A 26,903-nucleotide genomic window follows, 5' to 3' on the forward strand; every position below is an offset into this window, starting at 1 on the left:
TTGTGTTTGCGGTATACTCGCCGACCTTTTTATGTTTCAGGTGTTGAAGATGCAGTTTTCTGAAACCCAGCTGCCGGGAGCGCTGCTCGAAGCCGTTGCCCTGTGCGGCTATCGTGAGTTGACGGCGGTGCAGCAGCAGGTATTGCCGGCGGCATTGGCCGGACGGGATATTATGGCTTCGGCCCAGACAGGCACAGGTAAAACCGCGGCCTTTGGCTTGCCGCTGTTGGCCGCCTTGATTGACGAGTGGCAGCAACAGGGGCTCGCTGAGCCAGAATATGGCGCCGCGCCCAGAGTGCTTATCCTGACACCAACCCGCGAGCTGGCGCAACAAGTGGCGACTCAACTGGGCAAATACGCCGCCCATACTCCATTTCGCATTTTGGCCATTTTCGGCGGCGCCAACTTCAACCCTCAACGCAAGGCGATAGCGGCCGGTATTGAGGTGCTGGTGGCGACGCCGGGGCGGCTGTTCGATCACCTGAGCCAAGATCATCTCAGGCTGGATAAGGTTAAGGCCCTGGTGCTGGATGAGGCCGACCGCATGTTGGACCTGGGATTCTTGCCGGATATTGAGCGTCTGGGGCGCTATCTGCCAGATGGGCATCAGACCATGCTGTTTTCGGCGACCTTCCCCGAGACGGTCAAGCGCCTCGGGCACAAGCTGCTCGATAAGCCAGAATGGTTTGAAGTGGATAAAGAGAGCCGCACTCAGGCGCAGATCCAGCAAAAGGTGTATCCGGTGGATTATCGTCGTAAAGCCGAGTTGCTTGCCGAGCTTATTGGTCGCAACAACTGGCAACAGGTGTTGGCCTTTGTCAGTACCAAGGAGAGTGCCGAGCAGTTGCAGCAAGAGCTGAAACTCGACGGCATCAAGAGTGCCTGTTTTCACGGTGACAAGACTCAAGGCGCCCGCAGCCGCGCTCTGGCGCAGTTCATCGATGGAGAAGTTAGGGTATTGGTGGCAACCGATGTCGCGGCTCGAGGCCTGGATATTCCGGCCTTGCCAAGGGTTATCAATCTCGAGCTGCCATCCCAGGCTGATGACTATATTCATCGCATCGGCCGTACCGGCAGAGCCGGGCGCAGCGGTGAAGCCATCTCTTTGGTGAGCCCGGCCGAAGAGCAAAAACTGGCTGAAATAGAAGCCCTGCTCGGTTACAAGCTGCCAAGAGAAGTACTGCCGGGTTACGAGAAGGGCGCGCCGCTGCCGGAGCGCTATTTACAGCCAATAGAGAAACCCCGACATGCCAAGACTCACAGGGGCCATAAACCCGGTCGCAAGGGCCAGGCTCCCAAAGGCCCAAGACGCAGATAATGCAATCTGCCCTGCTATACTCAATGCGTTGCCTCAATAAGCCGTCGGCAGCGCAGCCCCCTTAGCTTAAGGAATAGTAAAGGTATCAGGAGATGAGTATGTTGCGAAAATTAGTGATCTTGCTGTGGTTGAGTATGCTTGTGGCTTGCAGTTCCATTCCCAAAGACTGGTCCGGTATGAGTTCAACCGAGATAGCCTCCTGGAAAGAGGCAGGTTTTGACTCCCGAAGCGCCCAGCAGTGGCATGTTGCCGGTTTCGATGCCTCAAGCGCAGGCGCCTGGCAGGATGCAGGCTTTAAACTCCAAGATGCCAAAGAGTGGCACTTGCAGAGCTTCTCTGCGGCTGAGGCCAAAGGCTGGCGTGCCAGCGGCTTTGACTTGGAGGATGCCATGAAAAATCGTGCCAAGGGGCTGACACCGATAGTGGATCACGAACTCAAGCCTTAGGGAAGGTATACAGAAATGGGCGCTATCCGCGCCCATTTTGCATCTGTTTACAATTTCGAGCTAACTCTTTCCCTGCTTGGGTTACACTCTGCTGCCTCAATGCTGTAAGGAATGGAGTCACAGATGATCCTCAAACCCGTCGCCACCAATCTGATAACCGGCTTTCTCGGCTCAGGCAAAACCACCTTTATTAAAGCGCTGCTGGCCAATAAGCCCGCGGGCGAGACCTGGGCGGTATTGGTCAATGAGTTCGGTGAAATTGGAATAGATGCCGGCCTGATGGGCCAGAGCGACTCTGGCGTTGTCATACGAGAAGTGCCCGGCGGCTGTTTGTGCTGCGCTGCCGGGGTGCCGACTCAAGTGGCGGTGACTCAGCTGCTGGCCCGGGCCAAACCCGACAGATTGCTGATAGAGCCCACCGGCCTTGGTCATCCCAAAGAGATTTTGAAAACCCTAAGCTCGAAACAGTTTGCCGAAGTGCTCAGCCTCAAGGCCTGTATCTGTCTGTTTGACCCGCGCAAACTCAGTGACAAGCGCTATACCGAACATGAGAACTTTCTCTCCCAGCTGCAGATAGCCGATATCCTGCTGGCCGGCAAGCAGGACCTTTGGCAACAGCAAGAGCCAATGGTTCTGTCTGAGGGGGAGCCGCAAAGTGAGCAAGGGAATGAGCCGGAAAGTGATCAGGAGAGTGTGCAGCTAGCTGCACACTTGAGGGAACAAATAGCCGCCTTTATTGCCGCTCAGCAACTGGAAGGGGAGCTGTTTTACTGGTCCAAAGAGCAGAAGCTCAATGATGAATTGTTGCGGGCGCTGGCTCGGCCGGCAAAGGCCAATCTGAACACTAAAGCCACTTCCTTAGGCGCCGGGCTGCTGCGGCAAAATGCCGGTGTGTTTGCCATCAAGCCACTCGGCGTCGAGCCGCAGAGCTCGGAAGCACCCGAGTGGGACGCTCGCGGCATAGTGTTCAAGAGTAATAAAGGCGAGGGCTGTTACAGCTATGGCTGGATTTTTGCTCCGGATTGGCTGTTCGATCTCGAGCGCCTCTATCGCTGGGCCAAGGCACTCGATGTGGTGCGGCTAAAAGCTGTGATGATCACCAAAGACGGCATAGCGGCGCTCAATATGCTCGACGGTGAATTGAGCGTTGAAGAGCTCGATGATGCCATGGACTCCAGGCTGGAAATCATCAGTCGCGCCCCTTTGCAGCCTGAATCTTTGGAGCAGCAACTGCTCGCCATGAAAGTCGCCGAATAACGGCCTATTCAAGGCTGTGGCATCCAGGCTGATAACTCGGGTACAATCCGCCATCCACTTTTTCCGAGGTGATTGATTTCGGAGTGCCAATTTGAATGGAGGCCGAGCTGTCGTCTCCTAATATGGCCTCTGATATCGAACTTATGGTTTAACACCTTTGATGTTGAGAAAGCGTCATGACCCCAAACAGCCCACAGACTGAGCAGGATCTCGCCTTACTGCAGCAACCTGTCAGTAAACTCTTTTGGCGTTACACTGTCCCCACTGTGATGTCCATGTTGGTGACCGGAATTTACGTCACCATAGACGGGATGTTTATCGGCCACTACCTGGGGGAAACGGGTCTTGCGGGTATTATGCTGGCTTACCCTGTGGGCGCCATTCTCTATGCGCTCGGTGCGCTTTTGGGCATGGGCGGCGCCGCGCTTATCTCCATCAATCTTGGCCGCGGTGATGTCGCCAGGGCCAGAAAAATTCTCGGCAATACCTTCAGTCTTTGTCTGTTGAGTGCGTTGGTGGTGTCGCTTGCCGGTACCATGCTGACCGACGACATTCTGCGCTGGCTGAAAGCCGAAGGTGAGGTCTATGAAGGCGCCTACCAATACCTGTTCTGGTACTTTGCCTTGGGCATTTTCCCCATCATTTCCATGGCCTTCTCGGCGCTTTTACGTAACGACGGTCGCCCCAGTTTCGTCACCTGGATCCTGGTATTTGGGGGCGTGCTTAACACCCTGCTGGATTGGCTGTTTATTGTGGTCTTTCCATTCGGTCTTGCCGGCGCCGCCATTGCTACCATGTTGTCCCAGGCGGTCACCGGCGGCCTGTGTCTGCAACATTTCATTGGCAAGCGCACCCGGCTCAATATCGACTGGCAGCAGATGAAGCTGAGCCTGGAGCTGGTTTGGGAAATCGTCAAGCTGGGGATGCCCAGTTTCCTGATGAATCTCTACCTGTCGATTGTATTGACCATGCATAACATGGCTCTGCTCTGGACCGGCACTTCGCTGCATGTGGCCGCCTATGGCGTGGTGAGTTATACCGAAGCCCTGTTTTACTTTGTGTTTGAAGGCATCGCCCTCGGCACCCAACCCATTCTCAGCTTCAATGCCGGTGCCGGTCGATATGACAGGGTCAAGCAGACCGCCAAAATGGCGTTTTCCGTCACCTTAATCTGCGCCTTGCTGGGCTTGGTGCTTATCTACAGCCGCCCGGAATGGATGGTGTATCTGTTTGCCGGTGACAACCCGACCCTGGCCCCGGTTGCCATTGAGGGCATGTATCTCTATTTCTGGGGCTTGCCGATGGAAGGCTTGATTTTGGTGGGAGCCAGTTTCTTCCAGGCCATCAATCGTCCGGCCGAGGCCTCGATACTCACGGGCAGCAAGTTGTTGCTGATAGGCCTGTTCCTCTGGGTGTTTGCCTGGGCCTTTGGGGTGCCGGGCGTGTGGATCTCCTTGGCATCCTGCAGCAGCCTATTGTGTCTGTGGATGTTCTACAGTTTGAAGCGCACCAAGGTGGCATTACACCAGCCTTGAGCGACAGGAAATGATGGCAAATATTCACCTGCATCAGTGATATATAAAGAAATATTAATTTAGAACTCAGGTTATTTTTGAGCAGGATCATGTTATAAAAGGCTATCTTGCATTAGTTCATACTCTTGGGGGAATTTGTGACCGGTAAGCGGATTTTAATTGTGGGCGGCGGCGCCGGAGGATTGGCGCTGGCTTCCAAGCTGGGACGCAAATTGGGCCTGAAGGAAGAGGCTGAAATAACCCTGATAGACAAGAGTCCGGTACATATCTGGAAGCCCAAACTGCACGAAGTGGCCGTTGGGGTGATAGATCAATCGGTAGAAGGCTTGCTGTATCGCGACCATGGCCTGAAAAATGGCTATCGCTTCCTGCGCGGTGAAATGCTGCAATGCGATCCCGAGGCCAAGACCATCACCCTGGCCGGGGTCAGCAATGATGACGGCGAGCAGATTATCGCCGAGCGTGAGTTGCCCTACGACTATCTGGTGGTCGCCATCGGCGGGGTGGCCAACAGCTTTAACACTCCGGGTGCCAAAGAGCACTGTATCTTCCTCGACAGCCTCGACAGCGCCAATCAATTTCACCACAAGTTGCTGGACAACCTGTTACTGCTGGATGAAACCAGCGAAAAGCTCAGTATCGGCATAGTGGGCGCCGGCGCGACCGGGGTTGAGCTGGCCGCCGAGTTGCATCATGTGCTGGACTCGGTCAAAGAATACGGTTACCTCAATGTCGACAAGCATCATCTGGAAATCCACCTGATTGAGGCGGCGCCCAAGATATTGCCGGCTCTGCCGGACAAGGTGAGCTCCAGAGCCCAGTCTGTACTGGATCATATCGGGGTACGCTTGCACATAGGAGTGCAGGTCAAAGAGGTGACCAAGCAGGGCTTTATTACCCAGGAAGATGTGCTGATCCCTGCCGGGCTTAAGGTTTGGGCCGCTGGCGTCAAGGGGCCGGATGTACTGCAGCAGTTTGATAAGTTGCCGGTCAATAACCGTAACCTTATCGAGGTCGATGCCTGTATGCGGGTCAAGGGCCATAAGGATATCTACGCCTTGGGCGACTGCGCCTTTTTGGTGCAGGACAACGGCAAGCCTGTGCCTCCCCGGGCACAAGCCGCATCGCAGATGGCGGAAACCCTGTATAAGAATATTCTCAACCGCTTGAAGGGCAAGGCAGAAAATCCTTTTGTCTACCGCGACTATGGTTCATTGGTGTCACTGAGCCGTTTCTCGGCGGTGGGTAATCTGATGGGCAACCTGAGATCCGGCTCCCTGTTTATTGAGGGTTACGTGGCGCGGATGATGTACATGTCCTTGTATCAACGCCATCTGGCTAGTTTGTACGGTTGGTTTTCGGCGTTGGTGTATCGTCTGGCGCAGCGGCTGCTGAAGTGGCACAGGCCCAAACTCAAGCTGCATTGATAAAGTGATTTTGAATCTTATCGCAAAGGCGCTCAGTAGAGCGCCTTTTTAGTGGCTGGAATTTCAGCTTGCTTGCACCCTGGCGCTCGAGTCTCTGATAACCGGCTCTGGGGTGAAGATCTCGCTGCGAGCGCTCTGCTCACGGCGATTGGCGATCAACAGCTCGGTAGCTATCTGGGCAATCTTGCCGTTGGGCTGATGCACTGTGGTCAACTTGGGCCAGGTTTGGCGTGAGAAGGGGCTGTCCTCAAAGCCGACAATCGAGAGCTCGGTGGGAATATCCACCCCTTCCAGCCTGGCGGCAAACAGGGCTCCGGCGGCGATTTCGTCGTTACAGGCCACTATGGCGCTGGGCCGGTTAGCCCCTTTGAGCAGCTTCTTGGCACCTTCAACTCCGGATTCAAACGAGTATTCACCTTCGACAATCAGTTCGGGAGACTCGTCCAGGCCGTTATCCCTCAAGGCCTGACGATAACCTTCGAGACGCTCCTTGGTGGATTGGTGATGATAGTCGCCGCTGAGAAAAGCGATCTGCCGATGCCCGAGATCGATAAGATGTTGGGTAATGGCCACGGCGCCGGATCTGTCGTTAACCAATACCGCCAGCCCGGTATCGGCCTTTACTCTGTCACCTGCCATGATGCGAACATAGTTGGCGCCTATGGCATCCAGGGCGGAGAGTACCTTGGGATCTTCCGACAGCGGCGGCGTTAGTACCAGTCCGGCCAGGCGGGCATGTTTCACCATAGTGGTCAGTTGTTCACAAATACCCTCGGCCTTGGCATCACAGGGGTGGATCAGCAGCTCATAGCCCTTGTCCCGACAAGCGGAGAGAATACCGTTCTGCATATCGATAATGTAGTAGGCATTGGGGTTGTCATAGACGAAGCCTATGACATAAGAACTGGTGGCAGCCAGGTTGCGGGCAGCTAAATTCGGCTGGTAATTCAAAGCTTTGATTGCAGCATTGACCTTGTCGATAGTGGCCTGTTTAACCGAAGGCTCATTATTGGTGACCCGGGATACTGTCTTGATGGAAACGCCGGCATATTTAGCCACGTCATTGATGGTTACTTTCATTCAACTTAGTCCGAGATGTCAGGCGAATACTCACAGCCAGCGGGGGCCGGAAGCGGCATAGCCGCTTGTCGAGCATCTTATACTGCTGACTTTTAGCCAGTTTGGCAACGCAGAATTTAGGGAAGGTGCGAATAAGTCCTCATGGCCTTCTCTTTTGCAGAGAGTGGCTTACACAGCAATTAGCTTTCGGCGTTATCCGACTTCCTTAGTGATTAGGCCATTATATAAATTCGTTTCCCGCTATTGTTAACGCCCTTGGTTACACAAACTTCTGCTTGGACAGTTTTTAACCAGAATAAAAATCTGTTTTCTCCCATTAACACAGCAATATGACAGTTTTTATTCACTCTGGCGTTATTTTGTTGTGGCAAGACTGTTAATTATTGTGTAATGTTTATCCTCAGACATGACAGCGTTGTCATTCTCTTGAAGGGAATGGTTATGGCAACAAAAAAGATAATAAAGTGATGGAAGGGAAACGAGATGCGAACATCTACCTTTAAGAAAACTGCCCTCGCTGCAAATATCGCTATCCTCCTTGGGGGAGCGGTATCTGTTGGCGCGCTGGCTGCCGAGGCAGCAGATAACAACAGCAACGAAACTGCCAATATTGAAAAAATTGAAGTCCGCGGTATGCGTGCCTCGATGAAGGCTTCGGTCAATACCAAGCGTTTTTCAGATGCCGTGGTCGATGCGGTAACTTCAGAAGATATAGGTAAATTCCCCGACAGTGATGTGGGGGAGTCTCTGGGACGTATTCCAGGGGTTGCCGTTAACCGCCAGTTCGGTCAGGGGCAACAGGTCTCTATCCGCGGCGCCTCGGCGCAGCTGACCAGTACCCAGCTTAATGGCCACTCGGTAGCTTCTACCGGTTGGTTCGATCAGCAGGCCATCGACCGCAGTTTCAACTACACCTTGCTGCCGCCAGAGATGGTGGGCTCGATTGAAGTCTACAAATCTTCCCAGGCCGATATTGCCGAAGGGGGCATAGGCGGCACTGTCATCATCAACACCCGCAAACCGCTGGATTTGGATGCCAACTCGGTTTTCCTGAGCGCCAAAGGGGACTATGGTAGCGTCTCGGAAGAGATAGATCCTGAAGCCTCCGGTCTCTACAGCTGGAAAAACGAAGATGAAAACTTCGGTGTATTGCTGGCAGGTTCCTGGAGCCAGACGGACTACCAACGCAATGGCATCGAAACCCTGCTTGGCTGGGGTGAGATAGTGCCAACCACCTTCCAACAGGATCGTGAGCGCACTGCAATCAATCTGGTGTTGCAGTATCGTCCCACCGACAGACTGGAATTGGGGCTCAACTACATGAATCTGGAGCTGGACGCCAACAACGCCAACACCTCCATCTTCCTGTTTCCCACTCAGCGAGGCGACTACACCTGTGAACAGGTCAATGCCGCCGGCGTTTGTACCAAGATAAATCACAGCGATCAGGGCGGTTTTGCCTGGGCACAAACCTGGGCCCGTAAGGCGAGCATGAGCTCGGATACAGTGGATTTCAACTTTAACTATGAAGCGGATAACTTCACCGTTGAAGGCCGTATAGGCCGCACCGAAGCAGAGGGCGGTACCGACTTGACTGCCAACTATGGCAACTCAATCGGTGTCCCGGCTGACTTTGCCGGTATTTATGATGCCACCGGCGACAAGATCAACATCGACATCGACAACAAGTATTTTGAGGCCAGTGACTTTAACGACCCATTGGCCACTGCCGGCTGGGCGCTGAAGAAGCAGCCCAACACGGATGAAGAAACCTTCGCTCAGTTGGACTTCAACTTCCCGGTAGCCTGGGGCGCTATCAGTGCCATCAAGACAGGTGTGAGCTATGCCGATCATGAAGTCACCCAGATGACAGATGCGGCGATAGTCAATGACGCCAAGGTACTGACCAAGGACGCTTCTGCCTACTACAATGGCACCATGTCATCCGGCGCCGGTTTCACTCTGCCTGAGCCGATATTTGATGCCATGATTGCCGACGCCTATGCCGCCATCGATGGCTTTACCGTTGACAAGTCTGGTTACGGCACTATCCAGGAAGAGAACCTGGCTCTGTACGCCATGGCTACTTTTGCCGGGGAAGGATTCCGCGGTAACTTCGGTTTCCGTTACATCTCTACCGACATTGAGTCTGACTATTACGCGCTGAACGATCAGGGCCAGTTCGCCGATGATCTGAGCACAGACAAGTCCAGCTATAACGATGTACTGCCGAGCGTTAACATCGCCTTCGACTTGAGCGAGGATGTGATACTGCGCGCATCAGCCGCTCAGGTGATCTCTCGCCCCAACTACGCCGAGCTGTTTGCTACCTCGACCCTGCCGGGTTACAACGACGGTACACCTTTTAATGAAAAACTGGTGCGTGGCAGTGTGGCGCTGGAACCATTCAAGGCGACCCAGGCCGACTTGAGTCTGGAGTGGTACTTCAGTGATTCTGGCCTGTTTGCCGCCACTTACTTTATCAAGGATGTCAGCTCCTTTATCACCACCAAACAGAAGCTGAATCAGCAGATAGGGATTGAAGATCCCAACCTGGTAACCGAAGGTGAAAGTTCTTGTGGCGTAGGTATCTATGACTGCTGGACTGTGAGCGAGAAGTACAATGCCGACGGCGGCAGCATAGATGGTATCGAGCTGCAGCTGCAGGACTCCTTCGACAATGGTTTAGGTTACTCGGTGAACTATACTTTTGCCGATGCATCCTCTCCGGCAGAAAACTATCCGGACCGTGTGGGCGTGTTCTCTGACTCATCCAAGCATACCGTCAACCTGGTAGGTTACTATGAGATGGACGACTTTAGCGCTCGTCTGGCCTATAACTGGCGCTCCGAGTATATGATGCGCGAGCTGCCTGGTTTCTACGGTAACCGTCAGCACGAGTCTTACGGGACCTTGGACCTCAGTGCCAGCTACTCGGTAACCGACTATTTGGATATCACTTTTGAAGCGGTCAACATCACCGAAGAAGACAGCATACAGACGGGTGTTTCCCCAATTAGTGCAGAGGATGTGATCAGCGAGTTCAAGGCCGATTACCCAGTGTGGAGCTTTGAAGGCGAAGCCAGATATAAAGTAGGTGTAGCCCTGCGCTTCTAAGTACAGGTCTTTATCTTCGATACCAAAGCCGGCCCCAGGGTCGGCTTTTTGCATCAGCTCCCTGAGCGCTTTCCTGTATCTTTATAAAAATCTTCCTCGGCAAGTCACAGTTTCGCCAGTGCCAGGGAATTAAGTGTATGTTCGCTGACATTTCAGAAACTTCAAGTAACGTGATTCTTGCAGAATTGCACCAGCTCCACGATGTTAGGCCGCTGGTACAGCGGCTAGCATAGCTTTCAGCTCAAAATAGCCAAATAGCATTGGTTGGGTCTCCGGCGATGGATGTTTCTCATTGCCTGCCGCAGGCTTATGCACAGGCGATACTGTGACACGGCGTGAATACGTCCCTGTAGCCTCGACGAAAACATCCCTGTTTTCGACGGTCACAGCTCCGCCTGTGCCTGGAAAATAGGCGTATGTCTGTAAACTCTCCAGATATTTCAAGCTACTCCATTCTCACAGAATGCACCGATTCCCGCTCGAAGCGGCCGCAGGGCGTTGATGACAATCGCGTAGCGAGGCATGGATGCCGAAGCAGCGCCAGTCGAATCAGGGATGAGCGTCTGGCGCGATAGCGAATTGGCATCATAAGCACAAGGGGTTTTCCGCTGCGTCGCGGGTCGCTGGGGGTTTGGAAAGGGGGCGAGTCGATACAGCCCCCTTTCCTCGGGTGTGGGGTGAAACTCCACGACGTTAGGCCGCTGGCACAGCGGCTTGGCTTTCAACTTAAAATCGCCCATTAGCGCTTGCCGGACTTCCTACCATGATGTAGCCCATCACCTGCGGTGTGCTCTCGCACAGGCGATCCTGTGACTCGGCGTGAATACGTCCCTGTTTTCGACTGTCACAGTTCCGTCTGTGCCAGAAATATATGTGTATATCTGTAGCTTCCAATGACTCTGTTTGGGAAGAATTGTACCTACTCCCCTTTCTAGTGCGGCCCCTTGCACAGGTAAGACAGTGAGCCAATAAAAAGGCTGCCAAGGCAGCCTTCTGATCTCTGTATTGGGATTAATCCAGCAGCAAGTCGATTTGGTTCAGTGAACACAGGTGAGCATAAACCGGTGAGTAGACGCCGCGCTTGGCAAATTCCAGTTTAACCTCATCGCTCAGGGCGTTGAGCTTTTGTTCATCGACGATATAGAGGCCATCTATATTGCTCTTTTCACCTTGTTTGTTGGTTACTGTCAGAGTCTTGGGTTGCAGTAATTCATGGCTGGTCAGGGTCTTGACGAACTGCTTGGTGATTTCACGGTACTCAATCAGGTTGCCGATAAATTCGATGCGGTTTTTCAGGAATTCGGTCTGCTCACCGGTTTCGGTAAACAGGGCTTCGCCCTTGTCTTCGCTGACATGCTTGCTGTTGACATCGATACCGATAAGTACATTTTCCTGGCTGGAGTCACCGGCGGCAAAAGGTTGCATCCGGCACTGCATAGGCAGGTAACGTCGGGTCCAGGTGTTATCCTTGATAAAGCAGTTGCTCTCAGGTTTCAGAGAGGTGATGGCAACCGGCTGGAATTCTCCACTTTGGCTGTTCTTGGCGAAAATGATCGGGAAACTGGTGGCGGCAGGCAAAAATTCCTGCACCAGCAAAGGCAACATATGGTGCTTCTCAAATTCGCTGAAATCTATGCCTGGAGTGACTTTCAGAGCCTTGTGTGCGCCGTTGTTGAGCGGGACGTATTGTGCTGTCATTGTCTTTTTATCCTTGTTGTTATTTGAGGTTCCGTCAGCCAATCAACTGACGCACCGGAAAATAAATCGTCACTGAAATATCGGCGCCAGAACCGCTTCTTCGGTTGTATTAGTACCGCAAACCAGTAAAAAGTTCAGCTTGAGACTTATTGGCTTGTGACCCCAAGCATGCTGCGGATGTTAACAGTGGTCAAACTGGATGTCATTGTTAAAAATATGTTTGCAAGCGCTGTTTTCAAGAGGGCTTGGGAAAATAAAAATTGTCAAAAAAATGTAGAAATAAGGTTTGTACTTGTGTATGTTTATAAATGACAGCGTTGTCATTGCTTGTGTGACTATTGTGTCTATGGCCATGTTGTCTTGTAAGGTCTGCATGTCGAGGATGAGGTCTCCTTTACATGCCTTCCACAGTTGAGTATCTGTCGGGCGGCTGCGCAACTGTGTTTTCAATACTGTAGTCTCTCCCCGGAAACTAGAGTGGGCTGGGTGCTGATTTCAGTACCTGGCCATTTTTTTATCCCGGTTGTCACTCAACATAGCTTGTTGAGGTGACAGCCACTGCTTGAGTCGACAGGGAATATGGCATCATGGTGAAAACAATAATAAGGACAGGAGAGTAACGGAATGAAGTTAACTATCGCGGCGTTAGCCATTGCCTTGAGCTTGGGGCTGACGGCTTGTTCTGACAAGCCGCCGGCAACCGGGACTGAACCAGGGCAGAGCCAAGCCGGTTCTTCGTCAAAAGCCTCGAACGAAGATCTGACTCAGAATAAGCTGCATAGCTTTGCCCAGAGTTTGCAGTTGAAATATGCCGTGCTGTCCAATGTGCCGGATGACAACTGCGACCCGAGCCGTGCCGAAGGCCGCTGTTTCCAGGCGCAAATCCGCCTGACTCCGAGCGAAGATCTCAGCGCTTCTGACTGGGCCATCTATTTTAGCCAGATGCGTCCGGTACTCTCGGTTGCCTCGCCTGAGTTTCATATAGAGCATATTCAGGGCGATCTGCATCGTCTGACGCCAACCGCCGCTTTCGGCGGTTTCAAAAAGGGTGTCAGCGAAATCATCAATTTTCGCGGTGAGCTGTGGCAGCTGTCGGAAATTGATGCCATGCCCAACTATTACATGGTGGTTGAGGGTTTCAAGCCGGAGGTCATCGCCAGCACTGAAGTTAAGCAAGACCCGGATACCGGGCTTGAGTTGCTTCCCTATGTGCAGCCTTACACGGATGCCGAGAAACAATATCGCCGCAGCTCACTGGATAAGCTGCCCTGGGATACCGCCAGTGTCGTCTTCGGCCAAAATGCCGATACTCCCAATGATGCCGGCCTTGCGGTGGCAAGCCTTATTCCTAAGCCGGATTCAGTGACTTGGCTTGAACAAACACCTGTCACCCTCAATGCCGGGATTAAGCTTAACCCGAGCCACATAGCTAACGGAGTCGAGTTGCAATCACTTGAGGCGGCGCTCTTGCGCCTACAAAGGCTGGGTGTCAGCCAGAGTGAGCAAGGATTGGCGCTGAACTTGCTGCCGCTCAAGGGCGGGCAAAGCGAGCACTATCGACTCGAGATTGAGGCCGGCGGAATTAACCTGGCCGCCGCAGACGCCGCGGGTTATTCCTATGGCTTGGCGAGTCTTGCCGCCTTGCTGCAGTTGCCTGCCGATGATACCCAATCAATAGCACTGCCACAGCTGCGCATTCAAGATGGCCCCAGATACCCGTTTCGCGGTATGCATCTGGATGTTGGCCGCAACTTCCATTCCAAGGCGTTTGTGCTGAACCTGCTGGAGCAGATGGCGGCCTATAAACTCAACGTATTGCATCTGCACATGGCCGACGACGAAGGCTGGCGCCTGCAGATCCCCAGTCTGCCGGAGCTGACCGAGATTGGCAGCAAACGCTGCCACGATCTCGATGAAAACCGCTGTTTGCTGCCGCAACTGGGCAGTGGCCCCAATCCTGAGACTCAGGTCAACGGGTACTACACGACCCAGGACTATATAGATATTCTCAAGTTTGCCGCCGCAAGACAGATCCAGGTGATCCCGTCGATGGATATGCCGGGGCACTCCCGCGCCGCTATCAAATCGATGCAGGCCCGTAGCCGCAAGCTATTGGCTCAGGGCGACAGTCAGGCCGCCAGCCAATATCTGCTGGCGGATCCCGAGGATGCCACTGTCTACAGCTCTATTCAGTATTACAACGACAACACGCTCAATGTCTGTATGGAGTCCAGTTACACCTTTGTCGCTAAGGTGATAGATGAAATTGCCCAGCTGCATCAGGCCGCCGGAGTACCGCTTAAGCGCTACCACATAGGTGCCGATGAGACCGCCGGTGCCTGGCTCGACTCGCCGGCCTGTGAACGCTTTATTGCGGCCAATTCGCAGCGGGTGGCCGACAAATCGGCCCTCGGCGCCTACTTTATTGAGCGGGTATCGCAGATGCTGGCCGAGCGCGGCATAGAGGCGGCAGGTTGGAGCGATGGCATGAGTCACGTCAACCCGGCCAATATGCCGAGCCCGGTGCAAAGCAATATCTGGGACATAGTCGCCCACGGCGGCTTCAAACGGGCGCATGCCCAGGCCAATCTCGGCTGGGATACTGTGCTGTCCAACCCGGAAGTACTCTATTTCGATATGCCGCCGGCGGCCGATCCGAAAGAGCCAGGCTATTACTGGGCCAGCCGCAGCAGCAACAGTCGCAAGTTACACAGCTTTATGCCGGATAACCTGCCGGCCAATGCCGAGCAGTGGGGCGATATTGAGGCCAGGCCTTTTGTCGCCGATGACACAGAGCAACTCAGCCCACAAGGAAAGCGTCTCAGCGGCCCAATGGCGCCGGGCAGGGGCTTTATTGGCCTGCAGGGACAACTCTGGAGCGAGACGATTCGCAGCGACACTACCGCAGCCTATATGATTTTCCCTCGCCTCTTGGTTTTGGCGGAAAAGGCCTGGCATAAGCCGGACTGGGAGCTGGCTTACCGGCATCAGGGGGCAAGTTACAGCCAGGATTCCGGTTATTTCGGTGCCGAGCAGCGAAAGGCGCAGGCAGAGGATTGGCATCGACTGGCCAACATCCTGGGGCATAAGGAGCTGGCCAAACTGGATAAGGCCGGGGTGCATTACCGTTTGCCGCTGCCGGGCGGTAGAATCAAGGATGGCAAGCTTGAGGCCAATATCATCTTTCCCGGGCTCAAGATCCAATATCGCCGACCAGGGGCTGAATGGCAGGAGTATCGCGGCCCTGTGGCAATTGCAGCGCCGCTTGAGCTTCGCAGTGTCTCGCCCGATGGCCGCCGCTATAGCCGGGTTCAGCCACTGAATTAGTCTTTAAGCAGGTACGGATGTGGGCTGGCGTTAACAGATAACGCCAGCCACGTCTTAGCTTATTGCCTGACTTATTTTTAATCCCTGGTTTTTAATGCCTGGTTTTTAATGCTTGAGTGGCGTTTAGAAGAGTGAGGTTTGAGAGTGGTTAAGGAAGTCTGAGTCGCTCAAAGATAGTGGCTTGCTGAGTATTTATTGGTTAATTTTCAATATATTAACCAAGGAACAGTCCCAGCCATGAGTCGATTTATTTCTGCTGATTAAAAATAAATGACAACGCTGTCATCTGTGGTGTAACATTAGTTTAACCACATGGTTAACGATAGCTTTAACTTGAGTCCGCTCAGTGGAATGTCACCGGGTTAATCCTGAAAGGCGCCTTACTGCAGCGATTTGTCAGTGTTCCGCCGCGCCAGATTGCGCCGTGACCATAAAAGAAACAGAAAGAGGTCTGCCATGGGGGAAAACCCGACACCGGATGCACAAGTGTATATAGGGATAGACGGCGGCGGCAGTAAGTGCCGGGCAACCGTCTACTGCCGGCAAAAGGGTGTGCTGGGAACCGGAGTTGCCGGTCGGGCCAATCCTTTACACGGTCTGAGCCAAACTTTCGACTCCATCATAAGTGCTACAGGTTTGGCCCTGGCCGATGCCGGTCTGCGGCAAGCCGATTGCGCCAATATGGTGGCCGGTCTCGGGCTTGCCGGTGTCAATATTCCCAGGCTTTATCAGGAGATCCTCGATTGGAGGCATCCCTTTGCCGCCATGTACCTGACCACAGATCTGCATACTGCCTGCATTGGCGCCCACCAGGGGGAAGATGGTGCCGTCATCATCACAGGCACAGGATCCTGTGGTTATGCCCATGTGGGTGAACGGCAATTGTCTCTCGGTGGACATGGTTTTGCTCTGGGCGATAAGGGCAGCGGTGCCTGGATGGGCTTGAAAGCCGCGGAGCAGGTGTTGTTGTCGCTCGATGGTTTTGCGCCGCAAACAGCCCTTGGCGCCAAACTGCTGGCCCATTTCGGGGTGACAGGTGCCCTGGGGATAGTGGAAAACCTCGCCGGATGCTCCTCCAGTTGTTATGCCGCTCTGGCGAGAATAGTGCTGTCCTGTGCGGCCGAGGGCGATGATACCGCTACCGCTATAGTCAGCGAAGGTGCCGACTATATCAGCCGGTTGGCACGGCGCCTGTTTGAACTCAATCCGCCGCGATTTGCCATGATAGGCGGCCTGGCCGAGCCGCTCAGGCCCTGGCTGGCCGACGATGTGGTTGAACGAATCGCCCCCGTGTTGGCGCCACCGGAAATCGGTGCCGTGCACTTTGCCATGCACCAACACCAACACTCGCAATTTTCAGCCCGTCCGGCCGATGCCGGCGCATACGACTTAGCAAAGGTGAAACCATGACCCATACCATAATGGAGCGCGAGGCTCGCAGTGCTCCCGAGAAGATTGCCAACCAGTTGCAGGCCAATGACCAGTTAGCCCGAGAACTGGGGCAGCGGCTGCGCGAGTTTGCTCCCAAGTTTGTGATGATTGTGGGGCGCGGTTCTTCTGATCACGCCGGGGTATTTGCCAAGTATCTGTTTGAAATAGAGGCCGGTGTGCCTACTTTTGCCGCCGCGCCTTCGGTGGCCAGTGTTTATGGCAAGCGCTTGCAGTTGGCCGGTGGTCTGGTGATAGTCATCTCTCAGTCGGGACGCAGCCCGGATATTCTGGCCCAGGCCAAGATGGCCCGCGAAGCCGGTGCCTTTTGCGTGGCGCTGGTCAATGATGAAACCGCCCCCATTAAGGACATAGTCGATCTTGTATTGCCACTTCGCGCCGGAGAGGAGCAGGCGGTGGCCGCCACCAAGAGCTATTTGGCTACCCTGTCGGCGCTGCTGCAACTGGCCGCTGCCTGGACCCAGAGCCCTGAGTTGGCCCGCGCCATAGATGAATTGCCCCAGGCGCTGCAGGCGGCTGTGGATGCAGAGCCTCAACTGACTGCCGAATCTTTGCAGCACAGCAACAATCTGGTAGTGCTGGGACGAGGATTGGGTTATGCCATTAGTAAAGAGATAGCGCTCAAACTCAAGGAAGTCTGTTCTATCCATGCCGAGGCCTTCTCCAGCGCCGAATTTCTCCATGGCCCTGTGACCCTGGTGGAGAACCACCTCAAAATAGTCGATGTCTGTGTGGCCGATGAATCCTATGCCAGCCATCTTGAGCAGATAGCCGAAGTCGGGCGCCGCGGCGCTGAGTTGGTTCACCTCAAGCAAACCGCCAATGAGGTTCATCCCAGAGTCGCGCCTCTGGCATTGCTGCAGCGTTTTTATATCGATGTGGCCGCTGTGGCCATAGCCAGAGGCATAGATCCGGATCAACCGGCCGGGCTTAAGAAAGTCACCCAAACCCTTTGATTAAAGTGGCCGACGTGCCTAAACGGGACAACGCAGTGGAGAGCAGAGAATGACGCAAACCTTTATCGCCGAGCGCTTGTTCGATGGCAGGCAATATCATCACAATCTGAGCTTTGCCGTGGAGAACGGCCATCTGCAGGCCTTGGGCTCTGCGGCAGGTTCAGATGCTATCCGCCTGCAAGGCTTGGTTGTACCCGGGTTTATCGATGTGCAGGTCAATGGCGGTGGCGGCGCGCTGTTTAACGGCGAGCCTACACTCGAGTGTATCGCAACCATAGGCCGGGCCCACGCTAGGTTCGGCACCACAGGCTTTTTGCCGACCCTGATCAGCGACAGAATCGAGGTGATGAACCGCGCGGCCGATGCGGTGGCCGAGGCGATAGCCAGGCAAAGCACAGGGGTGTTGGGGATACATTTTGAGGGGCCGCACTTGTCTGTGCCGAAGAAAGGCGTGCATCCACAGCAGTATATCCGCCGAATTTCCGATGCCGAGCTGGCACTGTTCAGCCGTCAGGACTTGGGAGTTCGCTTGGTGACGCTGGCACCGGAAAATGTGGCGCCAGAGGTTATCAGTGCCTTGGTCGAGGCCGGTGTCCGTGTTTGTCTTGGTCACTCCAATGCCGATTATGATACCGTGCGTTTGGCCCTGGCGGCCGGTGCCAGTGGTTTTACTCACCTCTATAACGCCATGTCGCCCTTGGGCTCCAGAGCACCGGGTATGGTGGGCGCCGCCATAGAGGACGAGGCCAGTTGGTGTGGCCTTATCGTCGATGGTCACCATGTGCATCCGGCTGCAGCCAAGGTGGCCATCCGCGCCAAGGCCAAAGGCAAGATGCTCTTGGTGACGGACGCCATGCCACCCGTGGGGTTGGATCAAGATGCCAGTTTTGAGCTCTTTGGCCAGCAGGTGCTGCGCCAGGGCGACAGACTCAACGCCATCACAGGAGAGCTGGCCGGATGTGTGCTGGATATGAATACCGCGGTGCGAAACGCTGTCTCTCTGCTGGGGCTCAGTGTTGAAGAATCCATGCGGATGGCGAGCGAGTATCCGGCGGCATTTCTTGGACTCGAGCAGCAAGGCCACTTGGCTGCGGGCAAACGTGCCGATTTTCTGGTGCTCGATAATGAACTCAAGGTGCAAAGCACCTATATCGGCGGTCAATTGGTTTACGCCGCCGAGGAAAGAGTGCGCTGAAATAAGCCGTTGCGCCAAGAACGCGATTAACCCTCTTCACATAAGCTGTGCAGCTTTTACCCGGATAAAGATAATAACAACAGGGAAGCCCTATGACTGAAAAGATAGCGGCGGCAACTGAGACCGCCAACAAGCCCAGGCTGATGTCGCTCGATGCGCTACGGGGCTTTGACATGTTCTGGATCCTAGGCGGTGAAGCGCTGTTTGCCGCCCTCTTGCTGCTGACTACTTGGAGTGGCTGGCGTTGGTTCGATGGCCAGATGCACCACAGCAGTTGGCATGGTTTTACCTTCTACGATCTTATCTTCCCGCTGTTTATCTTCCTCTCCGGCGTTGCCCTGGGTTTGTCTCCCAAGCGTCTGGACAAGTTGGCGTTTGCCGAGCGACTCCCAAAATATAAGCACGCAGTTAAGCGTTTGGCTTTACTGCTGTTTTTTGGCGTGCTCTACAATCACGGCTGGGGGACGGGCATGCCGGCGGCCCTGGATGAGATACGCTATGCCAGCGTCTTGGGGCGTATCGCCTTCGCCTGGTTTTTTGCCGCCATGCTGGTGTGGCACACAGGGCTCAGAACCCAGATCTATGCTGCTGTCGCTATCTTGCTGGGATACGCCATGGTGCAGCTGTGGCTGCCGGTCCCGGGTGGCAGTGCCGGGGACTTTAGCGCCGCCGGTTCCATCAACGCCTGGGTAGACAGTCATTTCCTGCCCGGGATCAGTTACCAACATAAGCCTTATGATCCGGAAGGCCTGTTATCGACCCTTCCCGCAGTGGTCAATGCTTTGGCCGGTGTGTTTGTGGGCCGCTTTTTGCAGCAGCAAAGCTTTTCAGCCTGGGGTAGGGTAGGTTTGCTGTGTCTGGCCGGGCTTGTTTGTTTGGGGCTTGGCTGGCTGCTTAATCCTCTGATCCCGGTTAATAAGGATCTCTGGACCAGCAGTTTTGTGCTGGTGAGCAGCGGCTGGAGTCTGTTGCTGCTGGCGTTGTTCTACGCCGTTATCGATGTGCTTGGGCTGCGTTGGCTGGGTTTCCCCTTTGTGGTGATTGGTTGCAACGCCATCATCATCTATCTCGCTTCCAGTCTGGTTCAGTGGCGCTATAGCAGCGAAAGTCTGCTTGGTGGTTTTATCAATAGCGCCCCCGAGAACTGGCAGCCACTGCTTGGTGTATTGGCCATGCTCGGGGTGCAATGGTTGCTGCTCTGGTGGATGTATCGCAGGCAGTTGTTTATTCGGGTTTGAGGCTTAGGGAAGGTTCGAACAAGCCCCATGTGTGCTCTGCGTCGGCTTACGGGCTTGGATGCAAGGCGTGGTTCGCAGCAAATTAGCAAGAAGCACAACACAGCAGGCAGGCCTGTAAGCCACGCCCTTCGGGGCTTTCACAGCAACCGGCTCTCTGCGTTATCCGACTTCGACAGGCCCCGGCATGCCTTCAGTCAGATGCCTTGAACGCCAATTGCTGTGCAAGCCAGAGTGCCACGAGGACTTATTCGCACCTTCCTTAGCTCGCCGAACAAGCGACATCAGCCTGGTTTAAAATTAATGACAGCGTTGTCTTTTTTGTTATTATGACGTAACTTTATTGAAACAAAGCCGTGTATAGAGCTGCCGCGGCATCAAGGTTTCAAGCGTTAAACACCACTCAAGATGGATGGGGCGCCGATAAATTTGGTTGCCAAACAATAAATTACTATAAGAAGCAGGTTTATGAACATGACAGTTGCTACCCCGGCTGACGCAGCCTCAAGAAGCAGTTTTCTGCCTATGACTATCGTAGGTGCGCTGTTTTTTATCTTTGGATTTGTGACCTGGTTGAATGGTTCATTGATCCCTTTTCTGCAAATCATTTGTGAGCTCAATGAGTTTCAGGCACTGTTTGTCACCTTTGCCTTTTACATCGCCTATACCGTGATGGCGCTGCCCATGTCGTCGATCCTGCGTCGCACCGGCTATCGCAATGGCATGGCGGTGGGGCTGGGGATCATGGCAGTCGGCTCTGTGCTGTTTATTCCTGCCGCCTTCAGCGCCAACTTTTTAATGTTTCTGCTGGCGCTTTTTGTACTGGGAACCGGCCTGACCATTTTGCAGACGGCATCCAACCCCTATGTGGTGCATATTGGTCCGAAGGAGAGCGCCGCTATGCGGATCTCCATCATGGGGCTGATTAACAAGGGCGCCGGTGTGATAGTGCCTATTCTTTTTACCGCTTTGGTATTGGCTGATCTGGAAGGGTTCACCGCCGGGCATCTGGCTGCCATGGCCCCGGCCGAGCGAGAAGCCCAAATAAGCGAACTGTCTGCGCGTCTGGTGATGCCCTATATCTATATGACGCTGGCGCTTGTGGTACTGATCGCACTGGTGAAGTTTTCTGCTTTGCCTGAAATCGCCTTCGAGGGAGAAGAGGAAGAGCACGCCGACAAGAGCGGTATAGTGCATTTCCCTCAGGTGATCCTGGGCGCCATAGCCATCTTTGCCTATGTGGGGGTTGAAGTGATTGCCGGCGATACCATAGGTCTCTATGGTGCCAGCCTCGACGTCAACAATTTCGCATCCCTGACCTCTTACACCATGGTGTTTATGGTTATCGGCTACCTTTTGGGGGTTAGCTGTATTCCACGTTTTATCAGCCAGGAAAAGGCTTTGCTCGCCTCGGCCTTGGCGGGTATTGCTTGCATCTTTGGCATCATCTTCTCATCGGCCGAGAGCCATGCTATCTCGTCGCTGCTGTGGGGGTGGAGCGGTATTCCAACTATTCCGGATACAGTCACCTTCGTCGCCATGATGGGCCTGGCTCACGCTCTGGTTTGGCCCTCTGTGTGGCCGCTGGCGCTGGAAGGGCTGGGCAAGTACACGGCCCAGGGTTCGGCGCTGCTGATCATGGGTATTTCAGGTGGCGCCATACTGCCGCTGATATTCGGCAAGATTGCCCACTTCAGTGACAATGTGCAGTTGGGTTACTGGATAGGCTTGCCCTGTTATCTGTTTATCCTCTTCTATGCGCTGAAAGGCCATAAGATGCGCAGTTGGTAACAGCGAGAGTTTAGCCCTCCTTGGTGACTTAACTGCTCATGGTCGGTAATAGCCGTTTGCTTCAATTCCCCGAGCCTTTTGGCTCGGGGATCTCGTCATAGCTGATGTCTCAGCCACGAACCCAAACACTCTTGTGTCATAAAGAAGTCAATGACGGCTGGCTCAAGCCCGAATGGCTTTTTCATCGCAGTCGAAAGGCGTTGGCCACTATCTATATCGAGGTCGCGGAATAGGGATTGGGGTTAACCCGGTTACAGCTTGAGGTACTGGCGATACGCTGGTTTTTTAAACCCATCATCCAGGAAGTGAGCTATGGCATTTACCCGCTTAAATCTTTGAGCATAACCATCAAGTGTTATTACGCGACCCATTGTCTTCGCCCTGAAAAATTGGCAAGAATCATAAGGCAATGATCTTTAAATTGAAATTTACGGTAGCAAAAATTACTCAGGCTGAAAGGCGTGTATAGATGTAGTTTGTGTTTGGTTTTTGATAGAGGCACAAGTCCCCATAAATAGGGAGTGCACTCGCAGGGCTCTAATAGAAGGCACGAACAAAGGGCACTACAAACCTGTGGCTTAGAGATTGGAGAAATCGACCTGGGGCAAGCTCTCAAAACCCGGGTGGGCAAAAAGGTAGCCCTGCATCAGTTCGATTCCTGCTGTTTTGAGCCAAAAACATTCTCCTTGGGTTTCTATTCCCTCGGCCAAAGGGATGATGCCCAAATCCTGAAACATGCTCAGGCAATGTGTCACTATCGATTGGCGAACTTTGTCTGTATCTATATTCCGGATTAACGCCATATCAAGCTTTATGATATTGGTCTGGAAATTTGCCAGTAGATCCAGCCCTGAATACCCGGAACCAAAGTCATCTATGGCGGTTATGAAGCCCAGGGCTCGATAGCATTCCACAATACGTTTAACGTGATTGCTGTCTTCAATCTTCTCTACCTCAGTGAATTCAAACATGATCCTCTCGGTAGGGAAGTTGTATTTTTTGGCTGCTTCCAGAGTGGTTCGAATGCAGCGCTCGGGTTTATATACGGCATTGGGGAGAAAGTTGATACTCAACATGGAGTCTATGCCAAGTCGCGAGGCCAGCGAGATGGCTTTTATCCGGCACATCTGATCAAAGATATAGCGGTTGTGGTCATTGACCTTGGAAAATACCTGGCCCGCCGCCTCATTGTTTAATCCCCTAACCAGTGCTTCATAGCCAAATACGCTGTTATTTTTGATGTTTATTATGGGTTGAAAAGCCATTGAGAAATCAAACCCCAACTCCTTTTTGTTTAGGCAATTACTGCAGGAGTGAATTTCATAACTTGCTGTTCCTTCAAGCATTAAAATGACCTTTTCGAGTGTTTATCCTTAAGGTTAGCTGGCTTTTTATGCTTAAGCAAAGCGGCTTTAGGTTAAGCCATGAGTTAGCGCAAAGGGAGAGGGAAAGGGCGGTCTGCCGCAGAAATCGGGTCAAACCATGGCTGAAGTCTGCGGGAATGATATAAACAAAAACGCCACTCAGTGAGTGGCGTTTTTGTTGTTTCATGGTGCCGGCACCAAGAGTCGAACTCGGGACCTACTGATTACAAGTCAGTTGCTCTACCAACTGAGCTATGCCGGCTAAATTGTGGTGCCCGAACCCGGAATCGAACCAGGGACACGCGGATTTTCAATCCGCTGCTCTACCAACTGAGCTATTCGGGCAACTGAACTGAGTGTCAGTCATCTACTTCGAACCGGGAGTTGAGGCCCGTGTCGTTCGGAGTGCGCGTATAATATAGTTCTGAATTTTTTCCTGCAAGTGCTTTTTCGGCATAAATCCTGTGTTCGCTCAGTTAATGCTCAGAATTGGGCTTTTTGAGCTGAAATCAAACTGATATCGCTTGAAAAGCCAGCAGGCCGCCTATTGTATCAAACTATCTTCGCCGCAATCTGCCGCGTTACCCGCATCGCTGTGGCTCTTTAAGCCCACCTTTTGTCCTACTTTCTAAAATTTCGAAAGAAATGGCCAATATTTAATGATTTTAGTTTTCATTTAGCCTCCATATGATGTGCTTAAGACATAGCTTAAGGATAGAAAATGCTTGCCAACACTCGTCAGGGCTACGGCCTTGTCAGCATTTTGAGCCACTGGTTATCGGCCATTGCCGTGATAGGCCTGTTTGGGCTCGGCTACTGGATGGTTGATTTGACCTATTACAGTGCCTGGTATCAGAAGGGGCCGCATCTGCACAAGAGTATCGGCATTTTGTTGTTGGCGCTTACCCTGGCCAGATTGTTGTGGAAACTGCTGAGCCCGTCGCCACAGGCGATACCGGACAAGCCTTTACTGCAGAAGGCGGCCCGTTTGACGCATTGGGGACTCTACCTGTTGCTGCTGCTGATTATGTTGAGCGGCATATTGATCTCCACCGCTGATGGCCGGGGGATCGCGGTATTTGACTGGTTTGAGCTGCCGGGTGTCGGTGAGCTGTTTAACAATCAGGCCGATATCGCCGGGGCGATACATAAATACGCCGCCTATAGCTTGATAGCCCTGGTGGTGTTGCATGCCTTGGCGGCGCTGAAACACCATTTTATCGATAAAGATCAGACACTCGTCAGGATGATTAAACTCAAGAGAGGATAGCAAAATGAAAAAGACCCTGTTTGCCGGTTTGCTTGGCAGCGCCCTGTTATTGCCTTGCGCCGTGAATGCCGCCGACTATGTGATTGATACCCAGGGCGCCCATGCCTCTATCAACTTTAGAGTCAACCATCTTGGCTACAGCTTTGTGGTCGGGCGTTTTAATGAATTTGAAGGCAGCTTCAGCTTTGACAAGGCCAACCCGGCTGATGCCAAGGTGAATGTGACCATTAACACCCAAAGCCTGGATTCAAACCATGCCGAGCGGGACAAGCACCTACGTTCAGCCGACTTCATCAATGCCGGCAAGTATCCCAAGGCCAGCTTCAAGTCCACCAAGGTGGAGGACAAAGGGAATGGCGAATTGGCGATCACCGGTGACTTTACCCTCAATGGGGTGACCAAGCCGCTGACCATAGATGCCAAGGCTATCGGTGAAGGGCAGGACCCTTGGGGCGGGTATCGCGCCGGGTTTGTCGGCGCTACCGAGTTTGCCCTCAAGGATTACAAGATTACTACCGATCTGGGCCCGGCTTCCACTCACGTCAAACTCGACCTGGTGGTTGAAGGGGTTAAGCAGTAACCCACAATAGTTTTTACAGAAGGCGCCGTCGGCGCCTTTTTCTTTTTGGCCTGTAAACTGGCAGCGAAAGTCAGCGCCGATATGGCACAATGAGCGCCAATACAAACAATAGAGCCCGGGTACTTGGGCCGCCGGTGAGTTGTGAGCTGAAACCATGCTGAATATCGAAACCCTTGAGCAGCTTAAACAACTGCTCGAAAGCCAACCCGCGGTATTACTGCTGTTCGGCGGCGAGCATTGCGGCGTGTGTCAGGCGTTGAAGCCCAGAATAAGCGCCATGTTGGCCGACGAGTATCCACTATTGCAGGCGGCCTATATCGATTGTCAGGGCCCTGGCCAGCAGCTATCCGCCCAGATGAGTATCTTCAGTCTGCCCGTGGTGCAGGTCTATTTTGACGGCGAAAAGTTTGCCGAGTTGCAGCGGGTATTTTCTCTGGCGGATCTGCGAGAGGCAATCGACAGGCCCTATCGGCTCAGTTTTGAGTCTTAGGGAAAATAATCGACAGGGCTTTCTGTTATTGAGTTCGGAGCTAAGGAAGGTGTGAATAAGTCCTTGTGGCACTCTGGCTTGCACAGCAATTGGCGTTCAAGGCATCTGACTGAAGGCATGCCGGGGCCTGTCGAAGTCGGATAACGCAGAGAGCCGGTTGCTGTGAAAGCCCCAAAGGGCGTGGCTTACAGGCCTGTCTGCTGTGTTGTGTTTCTTGTAAAGGACTAAGCCATTTGCGGCGAACCACGCCTTGCATCCAGGCCTGTAAGCCGACGCAGAGCACACATGGGACTTGTTCGCACCTTCCCTGAAGGAGTAGTTAGATGAAAAATAGGGTGTATATGGCCCAGAGTCTGGATGGTTTTATTGCCGGACCCAATGGTGAGCTTGATTGGTTGGCGGCAATAGATAACCCGGAGGGCAGCGATCTGGGATTTGCCGAGTTTATGGCTTCGGTCGATGCTCTGCTCATGGGGCGCAACACTTTTGAAGTGGTGGCCGCCTTCGATGCCTGGCCCTACGATAAACCTGTATTTGTTGCCAGCAATAGTCTCAAGCAATTACCGGAGGGTTTTGCCGGCAAAGCCGAGTTAATTTGCGGCTCGGCAACTGAAATGCTCGGCACCTTGCATGCAAAGGGGTACCACAACATCTATCTCGATGGCGGCGCTCTTATTCGCTCCTTTATTGCCGCCGCTCTGGTCGATGAGCTGACCATTACCACAGTGCCTGTGTTGCTGGGGGGCGGGATCCGGCTATTTGATACCTTGCCTGGTTCTGTGAACTTGAAGCTGGTGTCATCACAGCTGTTGCTGGGGCAATTGGTAAAGAATCGTTATCAGTTTCAAAGGGAGACACAGGCATGAATCAAGTGGGTACCTTAATCTTTTTCTGCGGCAAGATGGGCGCGGGCAAGTCGACTCTGTCGCAAGAGTTGGCTTCAGAGCGGCGCGCCGTCTGTATTAGTGAAGATCAGTGGCTTGCCGCTCTTTTCCCGCAAGAGATCCAAAACTTTGGCGACTATCTCAAGTTTTCGGCCCGGCTCAAACCTGTTATGAGCGCACATATTCAGGCCTTACTCGGTTGCGGTGTCGATGTGGTGCTGGACTTCCCGGCCAATACCGCAGTGCAGCGTCATGGATTCAAGGCCCTGGCCGAGGCGGCTGGAGCGCAGCATCTGCTGGTCTATTTAGAGGCAGATGATGAGTTGTGTCTCGAGCGTCTGGCACTCAGAAGAGTTCAATGCCCGGAGCGGGCAGCGTTCGACAATGAAACCGTCTTTCGGCAGGTGAGTGCCTATTTTGAGGTGCCAACGGCCGAGGAAGCGCTATCGATAGAGGTGCGCCCGGCCTGAAAACAGCGGACATG

21 protein-coding genes and 2 tRNA genes are annotated in these 26,903 nt (G+C 53.5%); 18 read left to right on the forward strand and 5 right to left on the reverse strand.

Annotation, left to right across the window (positions count from 1 at the left end):
• The first annotated feature begins 49 nt into the window (after window positions 1-49).
• The 5 genes from ACWAU4_RS06680 (at window position 50) to ACWAU4_RS06700 (ending at window position 5,983) form a co-directional block, all read left to right on the forward strand.
• The gene (locus tag ACWAU4_RS06680; protein ID WP_345868267.1) at window positions 50-1,318 is read left to right on the forward strand and encodes a DEAD/DEAH box helicase; all 1,269 of its coding nucleotides are present in this window, start codon (window positions 50-52) and stop codon (window positions 1,316-1,318) included.
• A 98-nt stretch (window positions 1,319-1,416) separates the two neighbouring features.
• Entirely contained in the window at window positions 1,417-1,764 is a 348-nt protein-coding gene (locus ACWAU4_RS06685; protein WP_234505548.1) for a hypothetical protein, read from the forward strand.
• A gap of 123 nt (window positions 1,765-1,887) precedes the next feature.
• A complete protein-coding gene (locus ACWAU4_RS06690; RefSeq protein WP_208194038.1) occupies window positions 1,888-3,021 on the forward strand; it encodes a CobW family GTP-binding protein in 1,134 nt (377 codons plus the stop codon).
• A 176-nt stretch (window positions 3,022-3,197) separates the two neighbouring features.
• Window positions 3,198-4,556, forward strand: a complete 1,359-nt coding sequence (locus tag ACWAU4_RS06695) for an MATE family efflux transporter (RefSeq protein WP_208194039.1) — start codon at window positions 3,198-3,200, stop codon at window positions 4,554-4,556.
• Window positions 4,557-4,693: 137 nt separating this feature from the next.
• Window positions 4,694-5,983, forward strand: a complete 1,290-nt coding sequence (locus ACWAU4_RS06700) for an NAD(P)/FAD-dependent oxidoreductase (RefSeq protein ID WP_028779000.1) — start codon at window positions 4,694-4,696, stop codon at window positions 5,981-5,983.
• A 63-nt stretch (window positions 5,984-6,046) separates the two neighbouring features.
• Here ACWAU4_RS06700 and ACWAU4_RS06705 read toward each other — a convergent pair whose 3' ends face one another.
• Window positions 6,047-7,063, reverse strand: a complete 1,017-nt coding sequence (locus ACWAU4_RS06705) for a LacI family DNA-binding transcriptional regulator (RefSeq protein ID WP_208194040.1) — start codon at window positions 7,061-7,063, stop codon at window positions 6,047-6,049.
• A gap of 483 nt (window positions 7,064-7,546) precedes the next feature.
• Between ACWAU4_RS06705 and ACWAU4_RS06710 the strand changes: the two genes are divergently transcribed.
• Complete coding sequence (locus tag ACWAU4_RS06710; protein WP_454290509.1) at window positions 7,547-10,180, forward strand: TonB-dependent receptor; 2,634 nt, start codon at window positions 7,547-7,549, stop codon at window positions 10,178-10,180.
• A gap of 1,011 nt (window positions 10,181-11,191) precedes the next feature.
• Here the strand turns inward: ACWAU4_RS06710 and ACWAU4_RS06715 are convergent.
• Entirely contained in the window at window positions 11,192-11,878 is a 687-nt protein-coding gene (locus tag ACWAU4_RS06715) for a SapC family protein (RefSeq protein ID WP_025009486.1), read from the reverse strand.
• Window positions 11,879-12,502: 624 nt separating this feature from the next.
• Between ACWAU4_RS06715 and ACWAU4_RS06720 the strand changes: the two genes are divergently transcribed.
• The 7 genes from ACWAU4_RS06720 to ACWAU4_RS06750 all read left to right on the forward strand — a co-directional run bounded on the left by ACWAU4_RS06720 (window position 12,503) and on the right by ACWAU4_RS06750 (window position 22,064).
• Window positions 12,503-15,205: a family 20 glycosylhydrolase gene (locus ACWAU4_RS06720; protein WP_454290510.1), complete on the forward strand. Its 2,703-nt coding sequence runs from the start codon at window positions 12,503-12,505 to the stop codon at window positions 15,203-15,205.
• Between the two features lie 456 nt (window positions 15,206-15,661).
• Window positions 15,662-16,615, forward strand: a complete 954-nt coding sequence (gene nagK / locus ACWAU4_RS06725; RefSeq protein WP_454290511.1) for an N-acetylglucosamine kinase — start codon at window positions 15,662-15,664, stop codon at window positions 16,613-16,615.
• Window positions 16,612-17,610 (forward strand): glucosamine-6-phosphate deaminase NagB-II, encoded by a 999-nt coding sequence (gene nagB-II / locus ACWAU4_RS06730; protein WP_025009484.1) that lies wholly within the window; start codon window positions 16,612-16,614, stop codon window positions 17,608-17,610. Before nagK ends, nagB-II begins: the two co-directional genes overlap by 4 nt.
• Window positions 17,611-17,659: 49 nt before the next feature.
• Complete coding sequence (nagA, locus tag ACWAU4_RS06735; protein ID WP_144221492.1) at window positions 17,660-18,805, forward strand: N-acetylglucosamine-6-phosphate deacetylase; 1,146 nt, start codon at window positions 17,660-17,662, stop codon at window positions 18,803-18,805.
• A 92-nt stretch (window positions 18,806-18,897) separates the two neighbouring features.
• Window positions 18,898-20,043, forward strand: a complete 1,146-nt coding sequence (nagX, locus tag ACWAU4_RS06740; RefSeq protein WP_144221490.1) for a transmembrane glucosamine N-acetyltransferase NagX — start codon at window positions 18,898-18,900, stop codon at window positions 20,041-20,043.
• Between the two features lie 465 nt (window positions 20,044-20,508).
• Window positions 20,509-21,831 (forward strand): sugar MFS transporter, encoded by a 1,323-nt coding sequence (locus ACWAU4_RS06745; protein WP_427911186.1) that lies wholly within the window; start codon window positions 20,509-20,511, stop codon window positions 21,829-21,831.
• Between the two features lie 104 nt (window positions 21,832-21,935).
• Entirely contained in the window at window positions 21,936-22,064 is a 129-nt protein-coding gene (locus tag ACWAU4_RS06750) for a hypothetical protein (RefSeq protein ID WP_260847081.1), read from the forward strand.
• A 345-nt stretch (window positions 22,065-22,409) separates the two neighbouring features.
• Here the strand turns inward: ACWAU4_RS06750 and ACWAU4_RS06755 are convergent, their stop codons facing one another.
• From ACWAU4_RS06755 to ACWAU4_RS06765, 3 genes are all read right to left on the reverse strand, one after another.
• A complete protein-coding gene (locus ACWAU4_RS06755; protein ID WP_107110957.1) occupies window positions 22,410-23,177 on the reverse strand; it encodes an EAL domain-containing protein in 768 nt (255 codons plus the stop codon).
• A 204-nt stretch (window positions 23,178-23,381) separates the two neighbouring features.
• Window positions 23,382-23,457 (reverse strand) — tRNA-Thr (locus tag ACWAU4_RS06760).
• A 7-nt stretch (window positions 23,458-23,464) separates the two neighbouring features.
• Window positions 23,465-23,540, reverse strand: a tRNA-Phe gene (locus ACWAU4_RS06765).
• Window positions 23,541-23,916: 376 nt separating this feature from the next.
• On the opposite strand from ACWAU4_RS06765, the gene ACWAU4_RS06770 reads away from it, so the two are divergent.
• The 5 genes from ACWAU4_RS06770 to ACWAU4_RS06790 all read left to right on the forward strand — a co-directional run bounded on the left by ACWAU4_RS06770 (window position 23,917) and on the right by ACWAU4_RS06790 (window position 26,889).
• On the forward strand, window positions 23,917-24,465 hold the full coding sequence (locus ACWAU4_RS06770; protein ID WP_156020037.1) for a cytochrome b: 549 nt from the start codon (window positions 23,917-23,919) through the stop codon (window positions 24,463-24,465).
• 4 nt (window positions 24,466-24,469) lie between these two features.
• Window positions 24,470-25,045 carry a YceI family protein gene (locus ACWAU4_RS06775; RefSeq protein WP_454290512.1) on the forward strand — a complete coding sequence of 192 codons (576 nt, stop codon included), beginning with the start codon at window positions 24,470-24,472 and terminating at the stop codon, window positions 25,043-25,045.
• A gap of 154 nt (window positions 25,046-25,199) precedes the next feature.
• Complete coding sequence (locus ACWAU4_RS06780; protein WP_054745432.1) at window positions 25,200-25,535, forward strand: thioredoxin family protein; 336 nt, start codon at window positions 25,200-25,202, stop codon at window positions 25,533-25,535.
• Between the two features lie 323 nt (window positions 25,536-25,858).
• Window positions 25,859-26,401: a dihydrofolate reductase family protein gene (locus ACWAU4_RS06785; RefSeq protein WP_044733973.1), complete on the forward strand. Its 543-nt coding sequence runs from the start codon at window positions 25,859-25,861 to the stop codon at window positions 26,399-26,401.
• A complete protein-coding gene (locus tag ACWAU4_RS06790) occupies window positions 26,398-26,889 on the forward strand; it encodes an AAA family ATPase (RefSeq protein ID WP_096141517.1) in 492 nt (163 codons plus the stop codon). The genes ACWAU4_RS06785 and ACWAU4_RS06790 overlap by 4 nt, the downstream gene beginning before the upstream one ends.
• The last annotated feature ends 14 nt before the right edge of the window (window positions 26,890-26,903 follow it).

The sequence above is a fragment of the Shewanella sp. FeAMO genome (assembly GCF_053653955.1).